Below are 19163 nucleotides of genomic sequence, written 5' to 3'. Positions count from 1 at the left end.
GGGCCGGCCGGCGAGAGCCGACCGGCCGGAGCGGTCCCGCCCCGGCTAGAGGACGGCCTGCAGGAACGCCTGCGTCCGCTCCTCGCCGGGGTTGGAGAACATGACCCCGGGCGGGGCGTCCTCCACGATCCGTCCCTGGTCGAACATGAGCACGCGGTCGGAGACCTCGGCGGCGAACTGCATCTCGTGGGTGACGATGAGCATGGTGATGTCGGTGCTGCGCGCGACGTCACGGAGGACGCCGAGCACCTCGCCGACGAGCTCGGGGTCGAGCGCGGAGGTGACCTCGTCCAGCAGCAGGATCTCGGGGTCCATCGCCAGGGCGCGCGCGATGGCGACGCGCTGCTGCTGCCCGCCCGACAGGCGCGTCGGGTGCGCGTCCGCCTTGTCCGCCAGGCCCACCTGGTCGAGCAGCTCGCGCGCCCGCCGCTCGGCCTCGGACCTGGACCGCCCGAGCACGTGGATCGGCGCCTCGGTGATGTTCTCCAGCACGGTCATGTTGGGGAACAGGTTGAACTGCTGGAAGACCATGCCGATCTTCCTCGTCATGCGGGCGACGTCCTTCGGGCGCCGCTCCACCCGGCGCCCGCCCCGGAGCTCGTGCGTGAGCGGGTCGCCGTCGACATGGATGAAACCTCCGGTGAGGTGCTCGAGGGTCATCACCAGACGCAGGATCGTCGTCTTGCCCGAGCCCGAGGGGCCGATGAGCGTGACACGCTCGCCCGTCGCCACCTCGAAGTCGAGCCCGTCCAGCACGGTGTGGTCGCCGAACTTCTTGACGACGTTCTCGAACCGCAGGGCGGGGACGGCGGTGGCACCGTCGGGGCTGTCAGTAGCGTGCAAGGCGTGCTTCCAATCTCCTGAGGAGGACGGACGTGGGGTAGCTGGCAGCGAGGAAGATCAGGCCCGCCAGCGTGAAGGCCTCGACGTAGACGAACGTGCGGGACCCGTACACCTCCGCCCGGCTGACCATCTCCACGACGAAGATGACCGTGAGGAAGGGGGTGTCCTTGAACATCGAGATCACCCAGGTGCCCAGGGCGGGCACGGTGGTGCGCAGCGCCTGCGGGATGATCACCTTGCGCCAGGTGCGGGTGGGGGACATCGACAGCGCGGTGGCCGCCTCCCACTGCCCGCGCGGCACGGCGTCGATCCCGGAGCGGTAGACCTCGGCCATGTAGGTGGCGTAGTGGATCCCCAGGACGGCGATGCCGATGGTCAGGGCGTCCAGCTCGCTGAAGACGTAGTAGACGAAGAGCAGCTGGATGACGATCGGGGTCATCCGGATGAACTCCATGACCGCGTGGACGGGCCATGCGATCCAGACCGGGGCGAGCCGGCGGACCAGCGCGACGGCCAGGCCCAGCACGGCCGCGAGGGCGGAGCCGAGCACCGTGGCGAGCAGCGTGACCTGGACGAAGGCCTCGAGCAGCTGCGGCAGCACCTCGGCCGCGCGCTCCCAGCTCCAGATGTCGCTCATCGGGTCATCACCCCTGCCGGGGCGGTCGCCGTCGGGACGGTTGCCGTCGGTGCGGGCGTGTCCACGGGGCCCTGGCCGAGCCGGCGCTTGGCGCGCCGCTCGACCGCGTTGGCCGTGAGGACGATCGCGCACGCGATGAGGAAGTACAGCACCATGCCGACGCCGTAGGAGAAGAAGGTGTCGTTCGTCGTCCTGCGGAGCTGCTCGGTCACGTAGGTGATGTCGTGCATGAGGATGACGTACGCGACCGCCGTGCCCTTGAGGAGCATCACCAGCAGGTTGCTCAGGGAGGGGATCATGATCGCCCACGCCTGGGGCCAGATGATCTTCCGGAGCTTGCGGGCGGGCCGCATGCTCAGGGCGGTGGCCGCCTCCCACTGCCCGCGGGGCACGGAGCTGATCGCCCCGCGCACGACCTCCGCGCCGTAGGCGCCGTAGTTGAGCCCGAGGGCGAGCACGCCGGTGAGGAGAGCGTCGAGCGTGACGCCGAGCCGGGGCAGGACGTAGAAGAGCCAGAACAGCTGCACGAGCAGGGACGTGCCGCGGAAGAACTCGATGAGCACCCGGGCCGCGCCGCGCACCAGCCAGACCTCGCTGCGCGCGCTCAGGCCCAGGGTGACGGCGAGGACGAACGCCAGCGCGCCGCCGCCGAGCGTCAGCTGCAGGGTGATGACCACCCCGTCAGCCAGGCTCGGCAGCGCCGCGACCAGTGCGTCGAGGTTGTCCAACGTCAGCCCAGCTCCCCGGAGCACAGCTGCTCGGTGGTCAGGTCGTCGGTGGGCCGCTCGGCGGCCGTGAAGCCGAAGTCGCCGACGACGTCGAGGTAGGCCTGCTCGTCACCGACGATCTTCGCCAGCTCCTCGTTGTAGGCGTCGCGCAGCTCCGTGTCGGCGTCTCGGAAGACGGTGCCACCGGCGCCGACCTGCTCCTCGCCGTCGATCTCGGCGACGAAGGACTCGGTGACCTCGACCGGGGCGTCGGGGTTGTTCTCCTTCATCCAGTTCAGCGAGATGCCGGTGAGCGCGAAGACGTCGGCGCGCCCGTTGACCACGGCGTCCATGCCATCCTGCGGGCCCCCGACCTCCATCGGGGTCAGACCCAGGTCGGTGGCGTAGGTGGCCTCGATCGCCCCGCTCATGGCGGCCATCTGGGCCTCGGACTCGGCGATCGACTGCATGTCGCTCAGGCCGAGCGGGTTGCCCTCCTCGACCATCAGCGCGGTGGTGTACATGAACTCCGGGTCGGAGAAGGAGGCCTGCTCGCACCGCTCGGGCAGGATCGACATCCCGGCGGCGATGACGTCGAAGCGGCCGGCGTTGAGGCCCTGGATGAGCTGACCGAACTCCGCCTGGACGCCCTCGACGTTCTCCACGCCCAGCTCGCCCCAGATCTGCTCGTGCAGGGCCACGGTGGCTCCGGTCAGCTCGCCGTCCTCCTGGAAGCTGTACGGCGCCTCGCCGGCGAACCCGACGGTGATCGTGCCGTCCTCGGTGAGCTCCTCGAGCGTGAGGGCGTCGCCGGTGGCGGTCGCGGCGTCGTCGGTCTCGTCGTTGCTGCCGCAGGCGGCGAGCCCGAGCACGAGAGCTCCGGCGGTGGCGGCGGTGGCGGCCTTGCGGCGCGTCGTGGTGGTCATCATGGTCCCTTCGGTTCGGACGAGGCACAGCCTCCCGACGCCGCGCGCCCCGGGGCGCGCGGCACCGGACGGGTCACCCCGAGTGGTCATGGCGCCCGGCCACGCTAGGGATCGGCGGTGCGGGCCACAAATGGCTGGCTGCTGTCCGTGCGCCGACGTTGGGCGCACCCTCACGAGGGCGCGAAAACGGCGTCACGCCGCGGATACCGCGACCGGGTGGGGACGTTCATCACCAGTCCTTGACCGGCGGATTTGACAACTTTTTCGTTACGGCAATGTGACATGAGGCGGCCGTCGTCGGGCGCATCGTGAGACGGGTGTCCGGGTTACGGGATGTGGGGGGTCGCGGCAGCGGGTCCCGTGCGCGGCCGGGGGTTGCGGGCGTCGCGTGCGTCGTGCGTGCGGGCCGGACCGGCCGCGGTCAGCGGTGCGACGTCGCCGTGAACCCCAGGATGAGCTCGACCAGCCGCTCGGGCGCCTCGGCCGGCTGGTGGTGCTCTGCGCCGTCGACGGTCGCGACCTCGACGTGGTCGGCGTACGCGTCGCCGTCCGCGAGCAGCTCGCGGACGAGCTGTGGTGGGAAGAGCGGGTCGCCCGCGGCGGCGGCGACCAGCGTCGGCGTGGTCAGGCGGCGGGACCGGTAGTGGCCGCTCAGGAGCCGGCCGACCTCGGGCAGCACCATCTTCCGGAGCATCGCCGACATGGCGCCGGCCCGCGCCGGCTCGCGAAGCGGCGCGAGGAAGATCTCGCGCTCGTGGGCGTTCCACGGCTGCTGGGGAGGGGGGAAGTTGAGCATGTGGCGGATCACCCGCTGGTGGCCGCGCCCCGTGAGGGCGGCGCCGAGGCCGGGGACCGCGAGCGCCTCCTGGTGCCACAGGTGCCGGAACTTCGGCAGCACCTTCGCGGGAAGCTTGACGAACAGTGGTGGGACGCCGAGCGCAACGTGGCGCTCGATGCGCTCGGGGTGGTCCCAGCACAGCGCGTAGCCGGCGATGGCGTTCATGTCGTGGCTGACCAAGGTGATCTTGTTGAGCTCCAGGGCGTCGAGGAGGGCCACGACGTCGGCCGTCATCTGGTCGCGCGTGTAGCCCGTCCGCGGGGCGTCGGTCCACCCCGAGCCGCGCAGGTCCGGGCAGATCACCCGCCGGTGCGCCGCGAGCCCCGGGATCATCTTGTGCCACTCGTACCAGTGCACGGGCGCCCCGTGCAGGAGCAGGACCGGGTCGCCCTCCCCGGCTGCGGCCACGTGCATCCGCAGACCCGGTAGGTCCACGAGGCGGTGCTCGACGCCGTCGACGTGCGGCAGGGGCAGGTCCGTGCGGGCGGTCGTGGTTCGCCCTGACGAGCTGCGGTTGCGCTCCATGGCGAGAATCTACTACGTCTGTTGTGCTGTGTCACTACTGGTGTAGTGCCGAGTGTGCGGAGCGACAGGGCCGGGTTGGCCCGACGGCTCGTTGGGGAGCCTTCGGTGGTTCGGGGCGGAAACGGTGGCACGGCGCCGTCGGATCTACCCCGTCCCGTCCGTCTCGACAGCGCCGTCGACCGTTGCGGGGACGTGGTGGTCCAGCGGGTTCTCGAGCTCGTCGCGCGGCATCCGTGCCAGGATCACCGCGGCGACGGCGAAGAGCACCGGGACGAGCCCCGCCACGAGGAACACCGGGCCGAGGCCGAACGCCTCGCCCACCGGGCCGGCGAGGGCCATCGAGACCGGCATGAGCAGGATCGAGACGAAGAAGTCGAGGCTCGAGACCCGTCCCAGCAGGGCCGAGGGAACTCGCCGCTGCAGGAGCGTGCCCCAGATGACGGTCGCCGCCCCGCTCGTCAGGCCGACGACGAACACCGCGGCGACCATGACCCACAGCCGGTCGGTCAGGCCGATGACGGCGACGGGCGTCGCCCCGGCGCCCCAGAGCATGACCATGACCGTGAGGTAGCGCCGCGGCAGCCGCCACGAGGCGACGAGCAGCGACCCGAGTGCGCCGCCCACGCCGAACGACGCCAGCACCAGCGCGAACGCCCCGGCCCCGCCGCCGGCCTGGTCGCGCACGGCGAACGGCAGCAGCACCTCGATCGGCCCCATGAGCAGCAGCACCCAGCCGGTCGCGAACAGCAGGGTCGCGAGGAACCACGGCGTGCGCACCATGTAGAGGTAGCCCTCGCGCAGGTCGGCGACGAGCCCGGCCACCGGGTTCCGGTCCGTCGGCTCCCGTGGCGGGAGCGTCAGGCGCAGCCGGCTGAGGCCGACGGCGGCCAGTACCTGGGACCCGGCGACCAGTGCGAGGGCGAGCCCGGGGGAGAGTGCCGCGATCGCCGCGCCGGCCAGGGCCGGGCCGGCGGCCTGCATGACGGCGGGCCGCAGCACCCCCTCGACGCCGTTCGCCGCCAGGAGGTGCTCGGTGGGCAGCACGTTGGGCAGCAGGGCCGAGTAGGCGGGGTAGAAGAAGCCCTCCGTCGCGCCGACCACCACCGCCACCACCACGAGGTGCCACAGCCTCAGCGTCCCGGTGAGCGAGAGCGCCGCGAGGGCGCCGACGAGCAGCGCCTTGGTCGCCTCGACGCCCAGGAGGATCCGGTCCTGCGGGACGCGGTCGGCGAGGACGCCGCCGAAGAGGACCGCCACGAGCATGCCGACGGCGGAGCCGGTCGCGACCTGGGAGAGCTCGACCGGCCCGCCGTCGATGGCGATGACCTGCCAGACGAGCGCCACGATCCAGATCCCGGTCCCGAGCAGCGAGAGGGTGAGGGCGAGCGCGAGGATCCGGTAGCGCCGGACGGTGAACGGCTGCAGGGCCCGTGGCAGGGGACGGCGCGACCGGCGCCGCTCCGGAGCCTGGGTTTCCGGCATGGCTCCACCTCCTCGATGACGGCACCCCGGCTGGGCGAGCAGCCGGTCTGCCCTTGCGCGCGCGCAAGCGGCATGTCTGAGAACACTGTGCGCGTCGGACCGCTCCGCGGTCCATCAGATTTCGGCGGTCCGAAACAGTCGGTGGCAGCACCGTGCCTCCAGGGTGCTCCTGCCGGCGCGCCGGCGGGATCAGTCCCGGACGAGTCTGCGGACCGCGACGAGGCCCTCGGGAGTTCCCGGCCAGTGCCGCTCGAGAGCTTCTGGGCCGGCCGTGCGGACGACCGAGCGCAGGACGAGGACGACGACGACGACGTCGTCCGCGTAGCCGAGGACGGGGATGAAGTCCGGGACGAGATCGAACGGCAGGGCCAGGTAGGCGAGCAGCAGCACGAGGCGAAGGCGGATGCCGCGGGGGAGCGAGGTGTCGCCCGCGAGGCGCCTCAGCAGCCGCAGCACGTCGGGGAGCAGGCGGACTGCCTCGCGCAGGCGGAGCTCGTCCGGCTTCGTGCGCCAGAGGGAGACGAGCAGGGCCAGCCACAGCACGAGGAGGGCGCCGGCGAGGCCGACAAGAACCGGCCAGGCGCTGCTCCACCACTCCGGCATGCGCATCCATCTGTTCGTCGGTCGCCGCGCCGATGGCGCCGGGCAGCTGAACGGGGGCGCCGGTCCACATCTCGACCGTCGTCGGACCCCGGAGGGATTCTCCTACATCCAGGAGGGCGTGCACCCGATACATCCGAGACGGCATGCACCCGATGCAAACTTGCACTGCGTGCAGTTGGAGCGCACCATGGAGACATGACGGACGAGTCGGCTCCCGGGCGCCGCGAGCTCAACAAGGCGCGCACCCGCCAGGCGCTCCTCGACGCCGTCAAGGAGCTGAGCCGCGACAACGGCGCGGACCGGGTGACGGTGGACGACATCGCCGACCGGGCCGGGGTCTCCCGCCGGACGTTCTTCAACTACTTCTCCGGCATCGAGGGCGCCGTCGCCGAGGCGACCGCCGCGCCCGTCCAGCGCCTCGTCGAGGCCTTCCTCCGCCAGCCGCGCGGCGGGGACCCGCTCGGCGAGATCGTCGCCGCCGTCCGCGAGACCCCCGTCGACCAGGGGCTGCTCGGCTGGCAGCCGGCCGACGCTGCGGCCGCCGAGGAGGGGCTGGGCCACCGCGCGCACCTGCGCCTGTGGCAGCACCACGAGGACTGGCTCGCCGCCGTCCTCACCGAGCGCCTCGCCGACGCGGACCCCCTGCGCGCCCGCACCCTCGCCGCCACGGTCATGACCCTCTTCGAGACGGTCGAGAAGGCCTGGCGCACCCAGAGCGCCGGGCTGTCCGACGCCGACGCCGTCGCCCTGTTCAACACCGAGCTCATCCGCGCGCTGGAGCACGCCCGCGCCGGGTGGCGCAGTCCTGACTGACCGTCCTCCCACCACGCGCACATCGCCCCACCCGCACCAAGACGCCCCCATCAACGGCTGCCCCAAGGCGCCACCGACTTCACCCGCCACGACCGTGGCGGCAGGGCCAAGCGCCCGGAGAGGAGCCCTCGTGGCCGCCCTGCTGCACCGGATCGGACGCTGGAGCGCCCGGCACCACTGGAGCGTCGTCATCGCCTGGGCGCTGGTCATCGCGCTCGCCGGCACCGGCGCCGTCGTGCTCGGCAAGCCGCTCGGCAACGACTTCACCATCCCTGGCAGCCGCTTCCAGGAGGTGCTCGACGATCTCGAGCGCGAGATCCCCGAGGCCTCCGGCGTCATCGGCACGGTGACGTTCTCCACCGAGGACGGGTTCACCGAGGACCAGAGGGCCGCCGTCGCCGACGTCACCGAGGAGTGGTCGGCTCTGGACGGCGTCATCGACGCCACCGACCCGTTCGAGGTCCAGGCCCAGCTCGACGGCACCGGCGACCAGCTCGCCCAGGGCCGCCAGGAGCTCGAGGCGGGCCGGGCGGAGCTGGAGGCCGGCCGCGCCGAGCTGACCGCCGGGCAGGAGCAGGTCGACGCCGGCCGGGCCGAGCTCGAGGCCGGTGCCGCCGAGCTCGACGCGGCACAGGCCCAGCTCGACGAGCAGGCCGCCCAGCTCGACGCCGGCCGGGCCGCCATGCCTCCCGAGCAGGTCGCCGCCGCCGAGCAGCAGCTCGCCGCCGGGCAGGCGCAGATCGACGCCGGCCGGGCCGAGCTCGAGGCCGGCGCCGCCGAGCTCGACGCCGCCCAGGCGGAGATCGACGCGGGCCTCGCCCGGATCGAGCAGGGCGAGGCCGATCTCGCCAGCGGGGAGACCGAGCTCGACCAGGGCGAGCGGCTCGCGGCACTGACCGACGGCGTGCGGCAGGTCTCCGAGAACGGCACGGTCGCCATGGCGCAGATCCGCTTCGACGCCGTCGGGGGCGGCACGCTGCCCGCGGAGATCACCGAGGAGGTCCAGCGGGTCGGCGAGCCCCTCGCCGAGGCCGGGGTCCAGGTCGACTACAGCACCGAGATCGTCTCCGACATCGCGGGCGCCTTCGGTCCCGGCGAGGCGGTCGGCCTCGTCATCGCGGCCATCGTCCTGCTGGTGATGCTCGGTTCGGTCGTGGCCGCCGGGCTGCCGCTGCTCGTCGCCGTGGTGGGCGTCGGCATCGGCATCGGCGGGGCGCTCGCCCTCAGCTCGGTGGTCGAGATGACGAGCGTGACCCCGGCGCTGGCGCTCATGCTGGGCCTCGCCGTCGGCATCGACTACTCCCTCTTCATCCTCAACCGGCACCGGATCCAGCTCCGCCGCGGCATGGAGCGCACCGCGTCCATCGCCCTCGCCAGCGGCACGGCCGGCAACGCGGTCGCCTTCGCCGGCACCACGGTGGTCATCGCCCTCGCCGCGCTCACCCTCACCGGCATCCCCTTCCTGGCGACCATGGGCCTCGTGGCCGCGGCGACCGTCGTCGTCGCGGTGCTCGCCGCGCTCACCCTGGCCCCGGCGCTCCTGGCCCTGCTGGGGGACCGGGTGCTGCCGCGCCGGCAGCGCACCGCGCCCCGCACCGCGCAGCCGGCGGCGACCACCCGGCGCGCGCGCCGCACCCGCCGGAGCTGGGCCGCCGTCGTCCAGGGGAAGCCGTGGCTCGCGATCCTCGGCGTCGCCGTCGTCGCCGCGGTCCTGGCCAGCCCCGCGCCGCAGCTGCGGCTGGGCCTGCCCGACGGCAGCGCCGAGCCGGCCGACACCACCGCCTACCGCACCTACGACCTCATCCGGGACAACTTCGGTGCCGGCGCCAACGGGCCGCTCATCGCCGTCGCGACCCTGGACGACGTGCCGGCCGACGACGCGACGCTCACCGACGTCCAGCTCGACGTGGCCGAGGACCTCGCAGGCGTCGGCGGCGTGGAGTACGTGGTGCCGTTCGGCGTGAGCGAGGACCGGTCCACGCTCGCGTTCCAGCTCGTCCCGGCCGACGGCCCGTCGGCGGAGTCGACCGTCGAGCTGGTCAACCGGCTCGACGACGCCGCCCCCGTGATCGGCGACGCCCGCGGCGTCACGATCGGCCTGACCGGCCAGACGGTCGCGAACATCGACATCTCCGCACGCCTCGGTGACGCCCTGCCCGTCTACCTGGCCGTCGTGATCGGGCTGTCGCTCCTGCTGCTGCTCATGGTGTTCCGCTCGATCTGGGTGCCGCTGCTCGCCACCGCGGGCTTCCTCGTCTCGCTCGCGGCGACGTTCGGCGGCGTCGTGGCGACCTACCAGCTCGGCATCGCCTCGGGCGTCTTCGACGTCCACGAGCCCGGTCCCGTGCTGAGCTTCCTGCCGATCATGCTCATCGGTGTGCTCTTCGGGCTCGCGATGGACTACCAGGTGTTCCTGGTCTCGGCGATGCGCGAGTCCTACGTCCACGGTGAGGACGCCCGCTCCGCCGTCGTCAGCGGTTTCGACCACAGCGCCCGGGTGGTGACGGCCGCGGCGATCATCATGGTGGCGGTGTTCGGCGGGTTCATCTTCGCCGAGCTGACGATGATCCGGCCGATCGGGTTCGGGCTCGCGCTCGGCGTGCTGGTGGACGCGTTCCTCGTGCGGATGACGCTGACCCCGGCGGTGCTGAGCCTGCTGGGGGAGCGGGCGTGGTGGCTGCCGCGCTGGCTCGACCGGGTCCTGCCGGACGTCGACGTCGAAGGCGCCAAGCTCGAGCGGTCGCTCGGGATCGACGACGGCGAGCAGCCGCACGCTGTGGCGCCGGCGGGGGTGCGCTGAGGAGGGTCGGTCGGCCTCGCACCGCGGGTGGTCTGCGCCGGGCCGGCCTGCACGGCGGCGCGGCCTGCACCGCGGGCGGCGGTCGGCTTGCCGTGCCGCCTCGCCCATTCCTGTCGACCCGCCTCGCCCATTCCTGTCGACACCTGTTCAGGTGGCATGGTCGCGGTGTCGCCTCTACGTTGTGGCGTAGACCACACCGGAGGTGACATGTCCGGCTCGCAGGGCAGGGACCAGCGCCCGGACGGCGAACGCCGTCTCGGACGGTGGGTCCTGCGCGGGCTGGGGCTGCTCGCCGGCTCGGCGGGCGCCCTGGTCGCCGGTGCCGCGCTCGCGTCATCGGCGAGTGCGTCCGTGCTCGACGGTGGCGCGCTGGACGGCGCGGAGACCGTCGTCGAGCAGGTCGCCGCGCCGGTTTCGACAGCCGTCGACCCCATGGCGTCCGCCACGAACGAGGTCGTCGAGAGGGCAAGCACGGAGGCGGTCGAGACGGCGGTCGCTCCCGCGGCGCCGGTGGTTGAGGTGGCTGCCCCGGTCGTGGAGGCTGCCGTGCCGGTGGTTGAGGTGGCAGCGCCCGTGGTGGAGGCTGCCGTGCCGGTGGTTGAGGTGGCAGCGCCCGTGGTGGAGGCTGCCGCGCAGGTGGTTGAGGTGGCTGCCCCGGTGGTGGAGGCTGCCGAGCCGGTCGTTGAGGTGGCTGCCCCGGTCGTCGAAGCTGTGGCACCCGTGGTGGAGAGCCTCGCGGAGATCGCGGCGCCCGTTGAGCCCGCTCTCGACCCCGTCACTGACACCTTGGACGACGTCGCGCTCGAGCTGGTCCCGGAGGCCGCCCCGCCGGAGCCCGCTACTCCCGCACTCCAGATTTCGCCCGATGCAGGTCCGACGGCCGCGACACCCGTACCGGTGGCTGACGAGGCCAGCGCTGTCGTCGGTGACATGGCCGCACCCACCGTGACGACGGGCGCCGACCGGCTCGTCGGTGCGACACCCGAGAGTCGACACGGGGAGCTCCGGCCGGCCGACCCGGCATTCGTCGCCACCGACGGCGAACCCAGCGCACCCACCGGCACAGCCGTCGGTAGCAGCGGGAACTCACGCACGCCGTCGTCGGCCGCCGTTCCCGGTGCGCCCCTGGTGGCCGCGAGCGGTGCGTCCGTCACCGCGGAGGCCGCTCCGACCACCCTCTTCGACCTCGACGCCAGTCCGCGCACGTCTCGCGGCAACCCCGGCGACGACCCCACACCGCAGAGCATCGCTCTGGACGTCTCCGTCTCTCCTGCCTGAGGCCGGTCCGGCCGGCACCACTGCCGGCACGCGACCCCGCGCCATGTGCGCACCCATCCTCAGTCAGGAGATTCAGCCATGCACATCTACGTCAGTCGGGCGCTCAAGACAGCGCTCGTCACCGGTGGCCTCTTCGCCGCCGGCGCCACAGCAGCACACGCCGAGGTCGGCGGAACCGGCATCGACCTCAACGCCGAAGCATCCGTCGAGGTCGTCACCGAGGCGACAGCCACGGAGGACGTCCTGGTGGACGTCGACGCGACCCTCACCGACGCCACCACGGACACAGACACCGGCGAGGTCGTCACCGCGGATGCGGAGGTCGACCTGACCGGCAATGCCGCCAACGAGGTTGTCGACGTCGATGCCGAGCTCCTCGGTGGTGACCTGTCGGAGGAGCAGGCCGCCGACGCGACCGATCCGGCCACGGTCGATGCTGATGTCGCGATCGGTGGCATCGACACCGGAACGGGTGAGACCGAAGCCGGTGCGGAAACCGATGGTGCCGTGATCGGCACCGGTGAAGTCATCGCCGCGGATGCGGAGGTCGACCTGACCGGCGAGGCCACGAACGAGGTTGTCGACGTCGACGCCGAGCTTCTCGGCGGCGATCTGTCCGAGGAGCAGGCCGCTGACGCGACCGATCCGGCCACCGTCGATGTCGACCTCGCGATCGGCGACACCGGTGACTCCGGGACTGGCACCGGCACGGGTGAGACCGGCGCCGGCACGGAGACCGGTGTCATCGGGATCGGCACCGACGAGGTGGTCAACGCGGACGCGGAGGTCGACCTGGCCGGCGACGCCTCGAACGAGGTTGTCGACGTCGATGCCGAGCTTCTCGGTGGTGACCTGTCGGAGGAGCAGGCTACCGACGCCGCTGACCCGGCCACGGTCGACGTGGATCTCGCGATCGGTGGCACCGACAGCGGTGCCGTCACCGGTGACGCTGCGGTGGGCACCGACGAGCTCGCCATTGCGGACGTCGAGGTCGACCTGACGGGCGACGCCGGCAACGAGGTTGTCGATGTCGACGGCGAGCTTCTCGGTGGCGATCTGTCGGAGGAGGAGGCCGCTGACGCGACCGATCCGGCCACGGTCGATGTGGACGTCGCGATCGGTGGCACTGACAGCGACTCCGGGACTGGCACCGGCAACGATGGCACCGACACCGACACCGGCACTGGCACCGACACCGGCACGGGCACCGACACCGGCAGCGGCGAGGTCATTGTCGATGCCGAGGTCGACTTCGGTGTCGACTCCGCCGACAAGACCGCAGGCGACGAGGCCGTCGTCTCCACCGGTGGAGGTGCTCTCGGTACCGGCGTCCTCGGCGCCGGTCGGGTGGTCACTGTCGCCAACCTGACGCACGCCCTCACTGCGTCCGGCGGCCCGCTGCCGCAGATGTCCGGCACCGAAGCGGCTGCGCTGACCACCGGATCCGGCTCGCTCCCGGCAACCGGCGCGGACGGCAGGACGCTCGGCGGGCTCGCCCTGCTCCTCATGGCGGCCGGTCTCGCCCTCACCCGTCGGCTCGGGGTGCAGATCAGCTGACGAACACTGCAGGTGACCGGCCACGCCGCGCGCGTGGCCGGTCATCGGCATGCCTGGTCCCGGCGCGCCAGGCCAACCGCGCCACCGTCGCCGAGTTGTGGGTTCGTGCTGCCTTCGAGGTCGATCGGATGACCACAACCCACAACTCGGCGCACGGCCGGGCAACGGGCCCCGCCACTGCTCCCTGCAAGATGTGGCAACCGGTGGCCATTTCGGACGCTGCTGCCCAGACTCGGGCCCGTGCCGCGCCGTCCGTCACCCGGGCTGTCCGCGGCGCGCACGCCCGCCAGTGCGCCCACCACCGCCGCCGGGCCGAACACCGACGTTCCTCGAAGGAGAGTTCCTTGACCACCCACAGACTTCCCCGCCGGCGCACCGCGCTGACCGCAGCCGCCGTCGCTGCGCTCGGCCTGACCGCCGCGGTCGCCCCGGCCGTCGCCGCCCCGCCAGCCGGCACGAACCCGCACACCGAGCTCGACGCCGTCACCGAGTCCCTCACCGCCGTGCCCGACGTCGTCGGACCGATCGCCGTCGCCGAGGACAGCTACCCCTGGTCCACGATGGAGCGCGCCCGCCAGCCGCTCGACCTCGCCGCGCGCGGCTACGTGGAGGAGGAGTACTTCCTCTCCGGCACGGCCAACGTCTACGACGACGACGCGGCCGCCGACGGCGAGCTGGCCGTCGTCACCGAGGACGTCGACTACACCAACCACATCCTCGTGCGCCGTCCCGCCCACAAGGGCGACTCCTCCGGCGTCGTGCTCGTGGACATCCTCAACGCCTCCAACGGCTTCCCGGGCGAGGACCACTGGCGCCGCATGTGGGATTGGGCGATGGACGAGGGCCACACCGTCATCGGCGTCACCTCCAAGCCCATCCAGATCGACGCGCTGAAGAACTTCGACGCCGAGCGCTACGCACCGCTGACCTGGGACGTCGAGGACGTCGAGCGCGAGCCGATCGTCGCCAACCCGAACGACCCGTCCTCGTTCAACCCCTTCATGGTCGTGCCCGGCGCGGAGGAGGGCCTCGCGTGGGACATCCTCACCCAGGTCGGCACACTGCTCGACGGCAACGACGGGCGCGCCGTCCTCGGCGGCGAGAAGGCCAAGACGGTCCTGCTCATGGGCCAGTCCCAGTCCGGCATCTACATCAACACCTACGCCACGCACTTCCACGAGGCCGTCACCGCGGCGAACCGCGGACCGGTCTTCGACGGCTACCTCAACTCCGTCGGCGCCGTCCTCGAGCGTCCGCTCACGCAGGCCGACACTGACGGCTTCGTCGTCGGCCCGGGCTCCGAGCCCGCGCTCGACGTCCCCTTCATCACCGTCACCTCCGAGGGTGACGCCGGCCTGTTCGGCACCGCGACGCTGGCCGAGAAGGACCTGCCGGACAACCGCCGCCACTGGCAGGTGCCCGGCACCCCGCACACCGACCTCCTCTCCCCGGTCATCCCTGCGGACGAGGAGATCTACAAGTCGGGCCGGCTGCCCAACACCGCCGTCCACGAGCAGGAGTTCCGCGACGCCCTCAACCCCTACCCGCTCGAGCCCACGATCATCGCCGCCGCCGAGGCGCTGGTGACCTGGAGCAAGACCGGCAAGGAGGCCGCACCCTCGCTCTGGTTCGACCAGGCCGACGGCGCCTTCGTCCGTGACGAGAGCGGCAACGTCACCGGCGGTGTGCGCTACGGGCTCATCGAGCACCCGCTCGGCACCTACCTCGGCGCCTCGAAGCCGGGGTCGGTCTACGGCTCGGTGGACCTCATCACCGCCGAGGAGTTCGAGCAGACCTACGGCAGCCGGGCGGAGTACCTCGCGCTGGTGGCTGAGGTCGACGCCGAGCAGATCGACGCCGGCTACCTCACCGAGTGGGGCGCGGAGTACCTCGCCGGCGTCGCCGACGACCTCCTGGACCGCATCGGTGTCCCGGCCGAGTAGGACCCCCGGGTGCCCGGCGGCCGGCGGCCGGCCCCCGGGCGCCTGGCGGCCGGCGGGCGACTTGCCGGTTGTCGAGGGCGCCTGCGCCCCGGGCGACCACTCGTCGAGGGCGCCTGCGCCCGGGCGACCACTCGTCGAGGGCGCCTGAGCCGGGCGACCACTCGTCGAGGGCGCCTGCGCCCGGGCGACCACTCGTCGAGGGCGCCTGCGCCGGGCGACCACTCGTCGAGGAAGCCTGAGCCCGGGCGACCACTCGTCGAGTTGGGGGTTGTTGCGACTCTGTGCGCCAGATTTTCGCAACAACCCCCAACTCGGCGCCTCCGGAACAGGCAGCGCCGTCGCCTCCGGAACAGGCAGCGCCGTCGCCTCCGGAACAGGCAGCGCCGTCGTCGACGCGTCCTGACCCGCCGACCCAAGTCGGCCAGGCCGCGCCGCCCCGGTACCGTGGTGGCCGATGGAGGAACGCGAGAGCCGGTGGGAGGAGCGCCTCGCCCTGCCGGTCCTGGTCGCCGCCGTCGCCTCGGTCCCCGCCGTCTTCCTCACACTCCTCGACGACCCCTGGGCGATGCTCGGCACGGGCGCGAACTGGCTGAGCGGGGGAGTCCTCGTCGCCGAGACGGTCGTGCTCTTCGCCGTCTCGGGCGACAAGGTCGCGTGGCTGCGCAAGCACATCTGGATGGTGCTGCTCACCGTGGCCGTTGCCATCGCCGTCGTCCTTGCGATCGGCCCGGTCCAGCTTCTCCGCCTGCTCCGGGTCGTGGGTGCGCTGAGGATCGTCCGGGCCGGGCGCATCGTCCGCGCCGCTCAGATCCTGCGCCGGAAGATGGGCCTGGACGGGGTGTCGTCGCGGTGGGTGTCCGTCCTCGCCGGCGTGCTGGTCGCGGCGTTCGTGGGCGTCGTCCTCGCCGACCCGACGTCGCAGTCCCGCCAGATGCTCGAGTCCGTCGTGTCCGGCCCGACCGGCACGGTGATCGTGGTCGTCGCCGGACTGCTGCTCGGCGGGGCGACCTACGTGGTCATGCGGCAGCGGCAGCGCGACCGCGGGCGGTGAGGCGTCGGCCGGCTACCAGGTGGACGCCCCGCGGATGACCGCGTCGGAGCCGCCGTCGACGAAGACGACCTGCCCGCACAGGTGGGTGTTCTCCTCGCCCGTCAGCCACGCGAGCAGGTACCCGACCGTCTCGGGTTCCGCGACGCCGTTGAGCGGCATGGGTACCTGCTGCAGGAGCGCCTTCGTGCTCTCCTCGGTGGTGAGCAGGTCGGTGGTCATCGGGGTGCGGATGATGCCCGGCGCAACGGCGTTGAGCGGAATCCCGGCACCGGCCCACTCCGGGGTGGCGGCGTGGGCGCGGACCCACAGGGCGAGCGCCCGCTTGGAGGTCCCGTAGATCTGGCCGGCCCGCTCGTCGGCGGCGAGCACCTCGGCCCGTGCGACGGCCTCGTCCTCGGTCCCCTCGAGCAGCAGGGTGAGCAGCTCCTCGTCCGGCGGGAACAGCGAAGCCATCGAGGCGACGGCCGCGGCGCGCGGCGCGGGGGACCCGGCCAGCAGCGGGCGCAGGCCCTGGAGCGTCGCGACGGCGCCGTAGAAGTTCACCCGCACGGTCGTCGTCGTCGGGGTCGAGAGTCCAGCGCAGGCGATGACGGCGTCGATGCGACCGCCGGTGATCCCGCGTACCTCCTCGACCATGCGTTCGCGGCCATCAGGCGTGGACAGGTCGGCGTCGACGTCGACACCCGCGAGATCGACCCCCACCACCCGGTGTCCGCGTGAGGTCAGGATCTCGGACGTGGTCCGGCCGATGCCGGATGCGGCGCCGGTGATGACGTAAGTGCCCATGGCGACTCTCCTCGTTGACGGTCGTGGTCCTGAACCTACGCACGACCAGGGGACGGCGAGCCGGACCATGGGCCCAGCCGGTGCCCGGCCCGGTCGCCGACAGACGCCGCTTCCCGACCGCCGCCCCTACGGTTGTGGTGTGAGCTCCCGACGGCGGGGAGGTGGCCGGTGACCCTCGAGCGACGGCCCGCGCGGCCGGACCGCCTCAGCGCCATGGATGTCACCAACCTCATGGTCGAGGCCCGCGGGGTGGTCATGCACGTCGCCGCGCTCGCCGTCCTCGACGGGCGGCCGCTGCGCGACCCCGCGGGTGAGGTGCGGCTCGATGCCGTGCGCGAGTACGTGAGCGCGCGCCTGCCCCGACGCCTGCGCCAGCGGCTGGTCCTGCCGCCCCGCGGCATGGCGCGCGGGGCCGCTCACGGCGGGCCGCGCTGGTCGGCTCCGGGCGCGATCGACCTCACCCGGCACGTGCGCACCCGGGCGCTCGACCCGCCCGCCGACGAGGCCGCGCTGCTCGAGACCTGCACCCGGATCAACGAGCGTCCGCTCGACCGTCGCTACCCGCTGTGGGAGATGTGGCTCCTCACCGGTCTGCCGGAGAACCGGGTCGGGCTGTTCCTCCGGCTGCACCACGTGATCGCCGACGGCGTCGCGGTCCTCGGTCTGCTGGAGTCGCTGTTCGAGGGTGCCCCGGGCGCGCCGCCACACGGGCAGGTCACCGATCCGGGGGCGGGCCGCGGCGACGCCACCGTGCGCGACGCCGCTGAACGTGCGCCGACCCGTCAGGGCCTGCGTGCCACCACCCGCGCTGTCGCGACCGGCGCCCGGCTGACCGCGGCGAGGGCGGTGGAGACGGCGGGGGTGCTGCGCGCCGGCCGGGCGCCCGCCGTCTCCTTCAACCGGCCGGTGGGTGGACGCAGTCGGGTCGTCCTCGCCCGCGCCGACCTGGCCCGCACGAAGGCCGTCGCCCACGCGCACGGCGGCAAGGTCAACGACGTCGTCCTGGCCGCCGTGGCCGGCGGCGCCCGGCGTCTGCTCGAGCAGCGCGGCGAGCTGAGCGACGACCTCGTCCTGCGGGTCTCGGTCATCGCCTCGCTCCGCGATCCCGCCGCGGCCCGGTCCGACGGAGCCCCCGGCAACCTCACCGGCGTGCGCGTCGTGCCCGTCCCGGTGGGGGAGGCGGACCCGGTGCGCCGCCTGAAGCGCATCGCCGCCCACACCGCCGCCCGGCGGGGCCGGCCGCCGCTGAGACCTGGCGGACGGCTGCTGCGCCGCTGGATGGTCGGGGTGATGAACCACCAGCGCATGGTGAACCTGCTCGTCAGCAACCTCCCCGGCCCGACGGCGCCGCTCGTCTTCGCGGGCGCGCCGGTGCTGGAGCTGTTCCAGCTGGGCACGAACCAGGGCAACCTCGCGCTGTCCGTCGGGGTGCTCTCCTACGCCGGGACGCTGGAGATCGACGTGGTGGGCGACGGCGACGTCGTCCCCGACCTCGATGCCTTCGTCAGTGGTCTGACGGACACGCTGGTGCAGCTAGGGGCGTGTTGAGGGCGAGCGACCCGGTCGTGGAAGACCGGCGAGTGTGCCACGTCAGGTCGACCGGCCGGGAGAGGCGACGACCAGGCCGGCGGCCCGCGCGGCATCGGCGAGTCGATGGTCGTACGTGACGAGGACCGTCAGGGCCTCGCCGAGCAGGAGGGCGGAGGCGAGGTGGAGGGCGTCCAAGGTCCTGAGCGATGGCTCTCCGACGTCGCATGCGACGTCCTGCACCGCGCGGTCGAGCGAGATGAGGTCGAGGTCTCCCACGACGGCCCGCGCCTCAGCCAGCGCGTTCGCGCCCGCTCGTCGCGCGGCTCGCAGGACCTCGACCCGGCCGAGCTCGCTCGTCACCGCGGGGAGGTCACGGTGAAGCTGGAGCCACTCGAGGATCCCGGCTGTCTCTGCCTCGCGGCGCACCAGCTTCATCACCGCCGACGAGTCGAGGTAGATCACAACCGTTCCTCGCGGCCGGCGTCGAGCAGATCCTCGTTGGTCGGTTCGCCGGGTGCCACCGGCACAGGGTGCGGGGAGCGGAGACGCCCACTCGGACTCGTCGCCGGAATGAGCTGGCCGGCCGCGATCAGCTGCTCCCGAGCGCTCCTGGGGCCTTCCGGGGGGGTGAGGAGTGCGACCAGCTGTCCCCGGTCCGTCACCTCGACGGTCTCGCCCTTCCTCACCATGGCGACGTAGCGGGACGCGTGCTGGCGAAGCTCCCGGATTCCGATACGCGTCATACCGGACACGGTAGCACTCTGAGTGCTACAAGAGCGCATCAGCTGAACGGCGATCCTGCGCGCGAGCTGCCTCCCGGAATGGCGCACTGGATCAGCGGCTG

The 19163-nt window shown here is 72.6% G+C and carries 17 protein-coding genes; 7 read left to right on the top strand and 10 right to left on the bottom strand.

The annotated features are described in order from the left end of the window. Nucleotides 1–45: 45 nt before the first annotated feature. The 7 genes from ehuA to AAEM63_RS11550 form a co-directional block, all read right to left on the bottom strand. The gene (gene ehuA, locus AAEM63_RS11580) at nucleotides 46–843 is read right to left on the bottom strand and encodes an ectoine/hydroxyectoine ABC transporter ATP-binding protein EhuA (protein WP_341358429.1); all 798 of its coding nucleotides are present in this window, start codon (nucleotides 841–843) and stop codon (nucleotides 46–48) included. After that, on the bottom strand, nucleotides 830–1480 hold the full coding sequence (ehuD, locus tag AAEM63_RS11575) for an ectoine/hydroxyectoine ABC transporter permease subunit EhuD (RefSeq protein ID WP_341358428.1): 651 nt from the start codon (nucleotides 1478–1480) through the stop codon (nucleotides 830–832). The genes ehuA and ehuD overlap by 14 nt, the downstream gene beginning before the upstream one ends. Beyond that, nucleotides 1477–2208 (bottom strand): ectoine/hydroxyectoine ABC transporter permease subunit EhuC, encoded by a 732-nt coding sequence (gene ehuC / locus AAEM63_RS11570; protein ID WP_341358427.1) that lies wholly within the window; start codon nucleotides 2206–2208, stop codon nucleotides 1477–1479. The genes ehuD and ehuC overlap by 4 nt, the downstream gene beginning before the upstream one ends. Nucleotides 2209–2210: 2 nt before the next feature. Beyond that, a complete protein-coding gene (locus tag AAEM63_RS11565; RefSeq protein ID WP_341358426.1) occupies nucleotides 2211–3113 on the bottom strand; it encodes a transporter substrate-binding domain-containing protein in 903 nt (300 codons plus the stop codon). 421 nt (nucleotides 3114–3534) lie between these two features. Next, complete coding sequence (locus tag AAEM63_RS11560; RefSeq protein WP_341358425.1) at nucleotides 3535–4476, bottom strand: alpha/beta hydrolase; 942 nt, start codon at nucleotides 4474–4476, stop codon at nucleotides 3535–3537. 144 nt (nucleotides 4477–4620) lie between these two features. Continuing rightward, entirely contained in the window at nucleotides 4621–5958 is a 1338-nt protein-coding gene (locus AAEM63_RS11555; protein WP_341358424.1) for an MFS transporter, read from the bottom strand. A gap of 189 nt (nucleotides 5959–6147) precedes the next feature. Continuing rightward, nucleotides 6148–6567 (bottom strand): YkvA family protein, encoded by a 420-nt coding sequence (locus AAEM63_RS11550; RefSeq protein ID WP_341358423.1) that lies wholly within the window; start codon nucleotides 6565–6567, stop codon nucleotides 6148–6150. 189 nt (nucleotides 6568–6756) lie between these two features. Between AAEM63_RS11550 and AAEM63_RS11545 the strand changes: the two genes are divergently transcribed. From AAEM63_RS11545 to AAEM63_RS11520, 6 genes are all read left to right on the top strand, one after another. Further along, nucleotides 6757–7374 carry a helix-turn-helix domain-containing protein gene (locus AAEM63_RS11545; RefSeq protein ID WP_341358422.1) on the top strand — a complete coding sequence of 206 codons (618 nt, stop codon included), beginning with the start codon at nucleotides 6757–6759 and terminating at the stop codon, nucleotides 7372–7374. A gap of 130 nt (nucleotides 7375–7504) precedes the next feature. Continuing rightward, nucleotides 7505–10174, top strand: a complete 2670-nt coding sequence (locus tag AAEM63_RS11540; protein WP_341358421.1) for an MMPL family transporter — start codon at nucleotides 7505–7507, stop codon at nucleotides 10172–10174. A gap of 156 nt (nucleotides 10175–10330) precedes the next feature. Further along, the gene (locus AAEM63_RS11535; RefSeq protein WP_341358420.1) at nucleotides 10331–11452 is read left to right on the top strand and encodes a hypothetical protein; all 1122 of its coding nucleotides are present in this window, start codon (nucleotides 10331–10333) and stop codon (nucleotides 11450–11452) included. 45 nt (nucleotides 11453–11497) lie between these two features. Beyond that, on the top strand, nucleotides 11498–13009 hold the full coding sequence (locus AAEM63_RS11530; RefSeq protein ID WP_341358419.1) for a hypothetical protein: 1512 nt from the start codon (nucleotides 11498–11500) through the stop codon (nucleotides 13007–13009). A gap of 344 nt (nucleotides 13010–13353) precedes the next feature. After that, the gene (locus tag AAEM63_RS11525) at nucleotides 13354–14952 is read left to right on the top strand and encodes an alpha/beta hydrolase domain-containing protein (protein WP_341358418.1); all 1599 of its coding nucleotides are present in this window, start codon (nucleotides 13354–13356) and stop codon (nucleotides 14950–14952) included. Between the two features lie 454 nt (nucleotides 14953–15406). Continuing rightward, the gene (locus tag AAEM63_RS11520) at nucleotides 15407–16003 is read left to right on the top strand and encodes a hypothetical protein (RefSeq protein WP_341358417.1); all 597 of its coding nucleotides are present in this window, start codon (nucleotides 15407–15409) and stop codon (nucleotides 16001–16003) included. Between the two features lie 12 nt (nucleotides 16004–16015). Here the strand turns inward: AAEM63_RS11520 and AAEM63_RS11515 are convergent, their stop codons facing one another. Beyond that, nucleotides 16016–16789, bottom strand: coding sequence for an SDR family oxidoreductase (locus AAEM63_RS11515; RefSeq protein WP_341358416.1), 774 nt, complete (start codon nucleotides 16787–16789; stop codon nucleotides 16016–16018). Nucleotides 16790–16957: 168 nt separating this feature from the next. On the opposite strand from AAEM63_RS11515, the gene AAEM63_RS11510 reads away from it, so the two are divergent. Beyond that, nucleotides 16958–18337 (top strand): wax ester/triacylglycerol synthase domain-containing protein, encoded by a 1380-nt coding sequence (locus AAEM63_RS11510; RefSeq protein WP_341358415.1) that lies wholly within the window; start codon nucleotides 16958–16960, stop codon nucleotides 18335–18337. Nucleotides 18338–18379: 42 nt separating this feature from the next. On the opposite strand, the gene AAEM63_RS11505 is transcribed toward AAEM63_RS11510, so the two are convergent. Beyond that, complete coding sequence (locus tag AAEM63_RS11505; protein WP_341358414.1) at nucleotides 18380–18781, bottom strand: PIN domain-containing protein; 402 nt, start codon at nucleotides 18779–18781, stop codon at nucleotides 18380–18382. After that, entirely contained in the window at nucleotides 18778–19062 is a 285-nt protein-coding gene (locus tag AAEM63_RS11500; RefSeq protein ID WP_341358413.1) for a type II toxin-antitoxin system prevent-host-death family antitoxin, read from the bottom strand. Before AAEM63_RS11500 ends, AAEM63_RS11505 begins: the two co-directional genes overlap by 4 nt. Between the last annotated feature and the right edge of the window lie 101 nt (nucleotides 19063–19163).

It is taken from the genome of Georgenia sp. M64 (assembly GCF_038049925.1).
In the GTDB taxonomy this organism is placed as follows: Bacteria; Actinomycetota; Actinomycetes; order Actinomycetales; family Actinomycetaceae; genus Georgenia.
This window is presented reverse-complemented; position numbering and strand designations above follow the sequence as displayed.